The following is a 9,459-nucleotide window of genomic DNA, read 5'->3' on the forward strand; positions in this document are numbered from 1 at the left end:
TTAAACATTATAATTTGTTTCGTATTTCGGATTTCGTGCTTCGAATTTAAAGTTATCAATAGGTGTTTGCTATGATTTTAGTTATAGACAATTACGACTCATTTACCTACAATCTCGTCCAGTATCTGGGCGAGCTGGGCGCGGAGCTTGCGGTATACCGGAATGACAAGATCACTATCGGCGCGATAAAGAAGATGCATCCGAAGAAGATCGTCATATCTCCCGGGCCGGGAATTCCTAAAAATGCCGGCATATCAGAACAGGTCATACTCGATTTTGGACGGACAGTTCCTATACTTGGCGTATGCCTCGGCCACCAGGCTATAGGCGAGGTCTTCGGCGGAAAGATAATCGGCGCCAGGGATCTCATGCACGGCAAGACATCGCTCGTCTATCACGACGGTAAGGGATTGTTCAAGGGGCTTAAGAACCCTTTTGAAGGAACGAGGTACCATTCTCTTATAGTCGAGAGGAAGAGTTTTCCGAAGTGCCTTAGGATCACGGCTGAAACGAAAGACAAGGAGATAATGGGGCTCCAGCATGTCAAGTATCCGATATACGGCGTCCAGTTCCATCCGGAATCGATATTGACGCTCGAGGGCATGAAGCTGTTAAAGAATTTTCTGATAATATAACAAATTTTGATATGATCTCGCGGGTTAAGGAGGGGTTTAATATGAGCGAGAAAGAGAAGAGACTTAGCTGGACGAAGCCCGGATTGAATAGGATATCTATGTTATCCGCGGGGGGGCGGGATACTGCAAGGCTTAACTGCGGTGACGGAAGCATGGACGCGGCAGATTGTATAAATGGAAGCTCAGCTTTAACCGACTGTAATATAGGTACGGCTGCCGGAGCATGCAGTGGGGGAAATTCACCTAATACCTGCTCCGATGGCGCAGGCGCATGGGGTTGCGGTCTTGGTGGCGGTGCTGCTTGAGCGGGATTGTTCTCGACTCGCGGCTTCGCCGCTTCCGCCGAAGGCGGATCCGCCGATCTGTGTGGCGTACGCTCGAACAATAATATATGAGGAAAAAGATGATACGCGAAGCGATAGAGAAGGCAGCAAGGCGCATAGACCTGTCGGAAAAAGAGATGCGCGAGGCGTTCGATGAGATAATGTCCGGTAAGGCCGCGCCCTCCCAGATAGGCGCTTTTGTAACTGCTTTACGCATGAAAGGCGAGACGGTGATCGAGATAACCGCGGCAGCCAGGGTAATGCGGGAAAAGTCTCTGCATATACATGCCGGCAAGGAGACCATAATCGATACCTGCGGCACCGGCGGGGGTTCCACGAATACGTTCAACATATCCACCACGGTCGCGTTCGTTGTAGCCGGCTGCGGCGTCAAGGTAGCCAAACACGGTAACAGGGCAGCGTCGAGCCAATGCGGAAGCGCCGATGTCCTCGAAGCGCTTGGCGTAAAACTTGATATAAGCCCGGACATGGTCCAGAGGTGCATCCTTGAGATAGGCATAGGTTTCATGTACGCTCCGCTGTTCCATGGCGCAATGAAGTTTGCGGCCCCCGTGAGAAAAGAGATCGGCATCAGGACGATATTCAATATCCTCGGTCCGCTATCCAATCCGGCGGACGCCTCAAGCCAGGTTCTTGGGGTCTATGACGCGAAGCTTACAGAAACGATGGCGGGCGTGCTGAAGAACCTCGGCTTAAAGAGGGCTTTTGTCGTCTACGGAATGGATACGCTTGACGAATTGACCATAACGGGCAGGACCAGGGTGACAGAATTGAATAAAGGGAAGATAAAGACATATTACCTTACCCCCGAAAAATTCGGTTTAAAACGCGCTTCCCTGGATGATATAGCGGGAGGGGACGCGAAAGAGAATGCCGGTTTAATATTGTCGGTGCTGAAGGGCGAGCGCGGACCGAAGCGGGATGTGGTATTGATGAACGCGGCTACAGCGCTTGTAGCGGCATTCAAGGCTAAAGACCTTAAGGCGGGCGTCAAGCTGGCTGCTGCGTCGCTCGATTCAGGATCGGCCTTGAAAAAGCTGATGAAGCTGATAGAGATTACAAATAGTTGAAGAGAGAGCTATGATACTGTCGCGTATAATAGAAGAAAAGAGGAAGGTAGTCGAAGAGGCGAAGCGCATTAAGCCTCTTGCGGAGCTCGTAAAAGAGACAAAGGGTATCTGTGTGAAGAGCACGTTCAAGAAGAACATATCGAGGCCTCACCACATAAACCTTATAGCCGAGATAAAGAAGGCGTCGCCGTCCAAAGGTATATTGCGGGGGGATTTCAATCCTTCCAGGATAGCCGTTACGTACCAGGCTAACGGCGCGGCCGCGATATCCGTCCTGACCGACGAGAGGTTCTTTGCCGGCTCGCTCGGCCATATACATAAGGTGAAAGAGAACATCTCTCTTCCTGTCTTGAGAAAAGATTTTATTATAGACGAGTACCAGATATACGAGTCTGTGGCCGCGGGCGCGGACGCCATATTACTCATAGCCGATATACTTGAGACGAATGAGATGGCGGGATTCTATAACCTGGCGCAAACGCTTGGCCTTGATATCCTTGTAGAAGCGCACAACGAGGAGGATATCGAGAAAGCCCTCTCGACAGGCGCGAATATTATCGGGATAAATAATAGGGACCTGCATTCTTTTAAAGTGGACCTCGGCGTTACGCAGAAGCTGATCCGGCTCATCCCGCAGAATAAGGTCAGGGTTTCCGAAAGCGGCATAAAGACATATGAAGACGTGATGTTCCTGAAGTCGCTGGGCGTGAACGCGGTCCTGATCGGTGAGGCGTTCATGGAGGCCGAGGATATCGCCGGTAAGATGCGGGAAATAATGAGGTATTAGCTAAAGAGTGTATGACTAAGATAAAAATATGCGGAATAACGAATAAGATCGACGCGCTTGCCGCTTCTGAGTTAGGGGCGGATATGCTCGGCTTCGTATTTTATAACGGTTCGAAGCGTTATGTCGAGCCGCGAACGGCAGAGGATATAATAAACGAGATCCCCCAGTCTGTCAGGAAAGTCGGCGTCTTTGTGGACGAGACGAAGGAGAATGTTCAACGAATAGCGCAAGACGCTTTGCTGGATATCCTGCAGTTCCACGGGGATGAGACTCCGGATTTTTGCGTATATTTCAAAGACAAATACAAGGTGATCAAGGCATTCAGGCTGAAAGATAAGGACGACCTGAAAAAGATAAACATGTATGATACGGATTATTACCTGCTGGACACGTATAAACGCGATTCTATCGGCGGATCCGGTGAGGTTTTTGACTGGAAGATCTTGAAGGATTTCGAGATATTGAAACCCGTTATACTCGCGGGCGGATTGACGCCGGCTAATGTCCGGCAAGCTATAAAAGAGGTCGCGCCGTTCGGCGTAGATGTCTCTACCGGGGTCGAGGCCTCGCCGGGAAAGAAAGATATCGGATTGATGAAAAAGTTCGTGGAGAACGTGAGGAGAGAAGATTGAAGCTACCTGACAATAGAGGTTATTACGACGGTTTCGGCGGCAAGTTCGTGCCTGAGACCCTGATGGCGGCGCTCGGTGAGCTCGACAGGGAATATAGCCGCGCAAGGAGCGACAAGCGCTTCAGGAGCGAGTTTGTCAATTACTTAAGGGAATATGCAGGCAGGCCTACCGTATTATATTTCGCTAAGAGACTTACGGAAAAAGCGGGGGGAGCTAAGATATATCTTAAGCGGGAAGATATGCTCCATACAGGCGCTCATAAGATTAATAACACTTTGGGGCAGGCGCTCCTTGCTGTAAGGATGGGCAAGCCGCGCATAATAGCCGAGACAGGCGCCGGACAACACGGTGTCGCTACGGCTACGGTTGCGGCCCTGTTCGGTCTTAAATGCGAGATATTCATGGGCGAGGAAGACATTAAACGTCAGGCGATAAACGTATTCAAGATGAGGATGCTGGGGGCGAAGGTCAATCCGGTCGCTTCCGGTTCCAGGACATTGAAAGACGCGATGAACGAGGCTATGAGGGACTGGGTGACGAATGTCCGCTCGACATATTATGTGATCGGTTCTGTGGCAGGACCGCACCCTTACCCGATGATGGTCAGGGATTTCCAGTCTATCATAGGAACTGAGGCGCGAAAGCAGATACTGGGTAAAGAGGGGCGCCTCCCGGACCATGTAGTAGCTTGTGTAGGCGGCGGCTCGAACGCCATGGGGATATTCTATTCGTTCATTAAAGACAAAGTGGCCTTGACAGGAGTAGAGGCGGCCGGATTTGGGCTGGGTACCGGTAAACATGCGGCGACGCTGTGTAAGGGCTCGGTCGGCGTCTTGCACGGTTCCAAGAGTTATTTATTACAGGATGCGGACGGGCAGATAAAGATAGCGCATTCGATATCGGCAGGGCTGGACTATCCGGGCGTCGGGCCTGAGCATTCGTATCTGAAGGCCTTCGGCCGCGCGAAATACGCGGCGGTCACCGATAAGCAGGCGCTCGAGGGTTTCAGGATGCTGACAGAGCTCGAGGGGATAATCCCGGCCCTCGAATCGTCGCACGCGCTCTATTACGCGACCCGGCTCGCGAAACGGCTTTCGAGGAACAAAGTCATAATCGTCTGCCTCTCCGGCCGGGGCGATAAGGATATAGACATAGTCAGAGGTGTGCTGTAAAATTTTTCGCTTGGCCCTTGCGCCGATGGCCGAACCGGCCAGTGGGCCTCGCCTAATTTTGATTTCAAGGGTATTTTGTTTTGCTTAAGTTATAATAGCTACTTTATTCTTATGGTAACTATGGCGCTAAAGTGCTTTGGGTAATAACGAGACGTTATCAAAATTTACGGCTCAACCCACATGGCCGGTTTGCCATCGTTGCCATAGAAGAGCGAAGAAATTTTGCAGGCGGAACAGGGCAAGATAGGGGCAGGTCTAATCGCAAATTTGTAAGTGTCCCTTAAGTCTTAACTTAGAATGAAGGTATGAGAAATGTCCAAATATAGTAATTACCACGTTCAAATTTTGCAGCACATTTTGCAAACGAAATGTAGCTCGTGGCATAATTTGTTCCATCGAGATAGCGAGCTTATTCGCAATATAGCTGGCGAAAATCGCGATATCAATATATTGCAGCAAATATCGGCGACTACACAACAGGCATTTCAAAAGTTGCTTTCTGAGGGGCTCGTATATGATACAAATGGAGACCGCTGGTATTCCCTTACGGAGGCAGGGAAAAAATTGCTCAAGTCAAACATGGAGTTATTACCAACAATTGATTTTGAAACAGTAAAAAATGATTATGAGTTGCATCCTGGAATAAAGTCAGTAGCTTTAGATTTATTTAAAAATGGTCATTATAAAGAAGCTATACAAGCCGCGTTGGTTGAAGTTATAAATAGAGTTAAAGTAGTAGCAAAAAATCCGCACGGCAGCAATGCGAGGGAATTAGATGGAGATGATTTAATGAACAGGGTATTTGGGTGCGATGGCGTAAATACTCCATTAGTTAAGCTAAATAATTTATCTGATACGTTGGACAGAGCGGAACAACGCGGGTTTATGTATCTTTTTAAGGGTGTTGTTGGAATAAGAGACAAAAAAGCACATTTAAACTTTGTTCAAAATGACTCATTCAAAACGCTAGAGTACCTGGCTTTAGCTAGCCTTTTAATGCGACTTTTGGACGACGAATTTCTAAAACATTATAATACACATTTGTATCAAAGTGAAAATATCTCAGTAAAAGATAACAAATAATTAAGGTTTAAATTGGTTATTACGATATCGGTAAATGTTGCTATGAAAATTTACGGGTGACACTCCTTCTAGCCTTTTGTCGATAAAGGGCGAAGTATGCCCGCCTGATCGCAGCAAACTAAGTCAGGCGGGCAGGGATGGGGTGTCCCGAATATAGAAGGGCGTAGTTCGGCGCACATAGATACGCGCTTATGTCGTAGGGGAGGTTTAAACCTCCCCTACGACTACAGATTGTAAACCCAATCCGATGGGGTTAATGACAGGCGGATTGGATGGGGTGCCCGAATGTTAAAGAGATGTAGTTCGGGATACATAGATACGCGCACAGAATATACCCGTGGTAGATTGTCCCGCCCGGAGTAATACTTGAGGCGGGATCCCGCCCCGAGCTAAACAGATGGCGGGATAAACCCATACGAGCCCTTTAGAACAAAAGGCGAAGGAGTGGCAGGACCCGTAAATTTTCTGTAGAAGCCAGTGCTCGAATAACGAGGCTTAGGTTGAACTAAAGACGGCCAATATTATGACACCATTAAACAATAAAGATCATCTATTCGGAAAAGTCGCAGTGTTTATTGATGCGGCAAATATCATACATTGTTATAAGGATACCGAATGGAAAATAGATTTCAAAAAGTTGAAGAAATATTTCGAATCTAAGTGTACCTTAATAGGCATATATTATTATAGCGCGTTCTTTGAAGAGTCTACAGGCCAGAAATCGTTCTTTGAGATGCTTAGCAGAAAAGGATTTATATTAAGAGTAAAGAAAATTAGGAAGATTATGAATGACGATGGCACGATAACGTTAAAGGGCAATTGTGATACCGATATGGTAGTAGACGCGATGTCCTGCATTGACAACTATGATACGGCAGTTATAATGAGTGGAGACAGCGATTTTGTTTCTTTGGTCAACCTTTTAAGGGGGAAAGGCAAAAAGGTTGTTATCGTTTCAACGCGATGGCATGTTGCTAAAGACTTGATTCAGGCAGCGAACCATTATTTCGATATCAATAAGTTTAAGCCAGCGTGGGAATTTGACAATAAGCCCTAAAATCACAAAACCCGCTTGCGCCTTACGGCTAACAAACGGGCCTCGGATGACTTGTCTGGTTATAAGTATAGTACAGGATAGCGTTTTTGTCAACCTGTAATAACTGAATTTTTTTTACTTAACATTTCAAAGGAGCGATATGAAAATAAAGCCGAATCTGCAGTTCTCGGTCCTGTGTGACGACGTGAGGCAGGAGAATAACGGTAAGTTCATACTCATCGGGCTGTTCGAGGCGATAAACGCGAGGAAATTTCCCGCGACGCATTACGCTCTCTTCGTCGTAAACAGGTGGTGCAAGGGTGAGGGCACGTTCACCCAGAAGATACGCATAGTGAACCCGAAGGACAAGTCGGTCGTTTTTCAGACCGATGAGCAGGTCTTCGAGCTTCCGGATATCGATAGGCATCATACGCTCGTATCGCGGTTCAACAATCTAGTATTCCCTAATCCCGGAAAGTACTGGGTCGAGGTGCTGTTAGACAATGAACTTATTTTGAACTATCCGATAATGTTAAAAGAGGCCAAATAGAAAAGTTAATTGTGTTGATTGCGTTTCTTGAGTTTATTGCGTTTAACGCAACAAACTCAATGAACTCAAAAAACACAATAAACTGAAAGTGAAAAGAGATGAATCGAATCGACGAGAAGTTTGGGGAGTTAAAAGCGGCTGGCATGAAGACGTTCATCGCCTATATCACTGCGGGCGATCCTGACCTTGGTACGACCGCGCGGCTCGTGCGTGCCCTGGAAGTGTCCGGAGTCGACATATTGGAGCTCGGCATACCGTTCTCGGATCCCGTCGCGGACGGGCCAACGATCCAGGCCGCGTCCCAGAGGGCTCTCCGGAAAAAAGCCTCCTTGCGTAAGATATTCGAAATGGCCGGGCGTTTAAGGAAAGATACCGCAATCCCAATGGTCTTCATGACGTATTACAATCCCGTCTTCAAATACGGGGTCAGCCGTTTCTTCAAAAGCTGCAAGCGGCACGGCATTGACGGCGTCATCATCCCGGACCTGCCTATCGAAGAAGGTAAGGAAGTGATAAGGCTCGGCAGGGCGAGCGGAGTTGCGACGATCTTCCTGATCGCTCCTACTTCCACGGCTGACAGGATAAACAAGATCGCCGATAGTTCGCGGGGATTCATATACTATGTATCGTTAACCGGCGTTACCGGCGCAAGAAGGACCCTCCCGGCGGAGACCATTTCCAGGATCAGGTCAATCAAGTCCGTTACAAGAAAACCTGTGGCTGCAGGTTTTGGTATATCGAACGCAAAACAGGCCGGAGCGATAGCGCGTGTCGCTGACGGCGTTATAGTGGGAAGCGCTATAGTCAGGATTATTGAGGCTAACAGGAATAATCCGAAAAGGATGCTTTCGGAGGTTTCGCGGTTTTCGAAAAAACTGGCGGAGGCCATACATGGGACCTGAAAAACGTGATAAGTCCGGTAACGGCAATGTCTATGCCGTGATACTCGTAGGCGGCAAAGGGGTGCGGCTAAGGCCTCTGTCCACAAGCGCCAGGCCGAAGGCGTTCCTATCTATCACCAGGGACCGCAAGACTATGTTCGCCCGTACCATCGATAGGGCCAGGTGCATAGTCCCGGCAGAACAGATAGTAGTGGTAGCGAATAAGGCGCATACCGGGCTCGTCTTAAAAGACCTGCCGAAAATAAGGTCTAAGAACCTTATTTTGGAGCCGATATCCAGGAACACGGCGCCCGCCATAGCATTGACCGCGTCTATCCTTGCCAGGAGGCGGCCGGACGCCATCATGTTCATACTGCCGACCGATCATTATATATTGGACGAGAAGAAATATCTCAAGGCCGTAAAGACGGGTATAAAATTTATTAAAAATAATATGGATAGCGTGATCATTCTGGGCGTCAAACCCGATTTTCCTTCGACAGGATACGGATATGTAAAGATCAAAGGGAAAAAGCCCGGCGATGGCGCATTAAAGGTCGAGAGATTCGTTGAGAAGCCGGATCTGCCAACGGCGCAAAAGTACCTGGAGAGCGGGCGCTATCTATGGAACACCGGCATCTTTATATTTTCAGCGGCCTGTATCCTGGAGGTGACGAGGAAGCTTGCGCCGAAGATCTACAATGCGGTAACGAAGATGCGCCATAAAGGCAACATGTATGACTCTCTTCCCAACATATCTATCGATTATGCGATAATGGAGAAGGTGGGGAACATGTACTGTGTTAAAGGCGACTATAGATGGCATGACATGGGAAGCTTCAAGACGCTGGAGTCGATATTGAAGCGGGAATCGCGCAAGTTCGTTTCGAGGGGCGGAAAGATAGTGAAGATAATATGAGAATACTTGGGGTGGACTTCGGGTCAAAGAGGATAGGCATCGCCGTAAGCGACGAACTTTTTATCACAGCCCAGGGCGTAAAGACATTGGTGCGCCGGAGCCTGGAGCAAGACCTGCGCGAGATCAAGGATTTTATTAAAGAACACGGCGTAATAGAGGTGGTTGTAGGCCTTCCTCTTAATATGAACGGAAGTCATAGCCAGAAGACCAAAGAGGCGATGGAGTTCATGGAGAGCCTTTCAAAAGCGGTGGATGTCCCTGTGAAGACCTGGGATGAACGCCTTTCGACCGTCCAGGCGGAGAGGACGCTTCTAGAGGCGGACTTAAGCCGCGCAAAAAGAAAAAGGGTC

The 9,459-nt window shown here is 48.4% G+C and carries 11 protein-coding genes; all 11 read left to right on the forward strand.

Annotation, left to right across the window (positions count from 1 at the left end):
* Window positions 1–71 precede the first annotated feature (71 nt).
* Window positions 72–635 carry an aminodeoxychorismate/anthranilate synthase component II gene (locus WC592_08070; GenBank protein MFA4982403.1) on the forward strand — a complete coding sequence of 188 codons (564 nt, stop codon included), beginning with the start codon at window positions 72–74 and terminating at the stop codon, window positions 633–635.
* Window positions 636–1,038: 403 nt separating this feature from the next.
* Window positions 1,039–2,049, forward strand: a complete 1,011-nt coding sequence (gene trpD, locus WC592_08075; GenBank protein ID MFA4982404.1) for an anthranilate phosphoribosyltransferase — start codon at window positions 1,039–1,041, stop codon at window positions 2,047–2,049.
* Between the two features lie 10 nt (window positions 2,050–2,059).
* Entirely contained in the window at window positions 2,060–2,836 is a 777-nt protein-coding gene (gene trpC, locus WC592_08080) for an indole-3-glycerol phosphate synthase TrpC (protein ID MFA4982405.1), read from the forward strand.
* Window positions 2,837–2,847: 11 nt separating this feature from the next.
* A complete protein-coding gene (locus WC592_08085) occupies window positions 2,848–3,468 on the forward strand; it encodes a phosphoribosylanthranilate isomerase (protein MFA4982406.1) in 621 nt (206 codons plus the stop codon).
* Entirely contained in the window at window positions 3,465–4,640 is a 1,176-nt protein-coding gene (trpB, locus tag WC592_08090) for a tryptophan synthase subunit beta (GenBank protein ID MFA4982407.1), read from the forward strand. Before WC592_08085 ends, trpB begins: the two co-directional genes overlap by 4 nt.
* 312 nt (window positions 4,641–4,952) lie before the next feature.
* Window positions 4,953–5,723 carry a TIGR02391 family protein gene (locus tag WC592_08095; GenBank protein ID MFA4982408.1) on the forward strand — a complete coding sequence of 257 codons (771 nt, stop codon included), beginning with the start codon at window positions 4,953–4,955 and terminating at the stop codon, window positions 5,721–5,723.
* 523 nt (window positions 5,724–6,246) lie between these two features.
* Window positions 6,247–6,780 carry an NYN domain-containing protein gene (locus WC592_08100; protein MFA4982409.1) on the forward strand — a complete coding sequence of 178 codons (534 nt, stop codon included), beginning with the start codon at window positions 6,247–6,249 and terminating at the stop codon, window positions 6,778–6,780.
* A gap of 139 nt (window positions 6,781–6,919) precedes the next feature.
* The gene (locus tag WC592_08105) at window positions 6,920–7,309 is read left to right on the forward strand and encodes a hypothetical protein (GenBank protein ID MFA4982410.1); all 390 of its coding nucleotides are present in this window, start codon (window positions 6,920–6,922) and stop codon (window positions 7,307–7,309) included.
* A gap of 98 nt (window positions 7,310–7,407) precedes the next feature.
* Entirely contained in the window at window positions 7,408–8,211 is an 804-nt protein-coding gene (gene trpA, locus WC592_08110; protein MFA4982411.1) for a tryptophan synthase subunit alpha, read from the forward strand.
* Entirely contained in the window at window positions 8,201–9,109 is a 909-nt protein-coding gene (locus WC592_08115) for a mannose-1-phosphate guanylyltransferase (GenBank protein ID MFA4982412.1), read from the forward strand. Before trpA ends, WC592_08115 begins: the two co-directional genes overlap by 11 nt.
* Window positions 9,106–9,459 (forward strand): Holliday junction resolvase RuvX (ruvX, locus tag WC592_08120; protein MFA4982413.1); only part of this gene is annotated, 354 nt, incomplete at its 3' end. The genes WC592_08115 and ruvX, both read left to right, overlap by 4 nt.

This window comes from Candidatus Omnitrophota bacterium (assembly GCA_041648975.1).
GTDB lineage: Bacteria > Omnitrophota > Gorgyraeia > 2-01-FULL-45-10 > 2-01-FULL-45-10 > JAQUSE01.